Below are 247 nucleotides of genomic sequence, written 5' to 3'. Positions count from 1 at the left end.
CTGCTAGCAAGTACTACTGCGAGTGTTTATGCAAACGCAACAGATATAGAACATATAGAAGTAAAAGGAAGTTATTTTAATGACTATAAAGTAGACAATGCTAATGGCGCAATGAGAACGTCAGCTTCGTTACTTGATACCGCACAGTCGGTTACCGTTATTACCGACACCATAGTAAATGAACAACTCGCAACTACGTTAGGTGAAGTACTTACTAACGATGCCAGCTTAACGCCAGGTTCAAAGC

1 pseudogene is annotated in these 247 nt (G+C 40.5%); it reads left to right on the top strand.

The features are described from left to right. A pseudogene (locus tag AAEY62_RS23985) lies at positions 1–247 on the top strand (TonB-dependent siderophore receptor); the annotation flags it as partial.

This window comes from Pseudoalteromonas sp. GW168-MNA-CIBAN-0100 (genome assembly GCF_040309225.1).
Classification (GTDB): domain Bacteria; phylum Pseudomonadota; class Gammaproteobacteria; order Enterobacterales; family Alteromonadaceae; genus Pseudoalteromonas; species Pseudoalteromonas arctica.
Note: the sequence above shows the minus strand (reverse complement) of the source record. Positions and strands in the feature narration are given on the sequence as shown.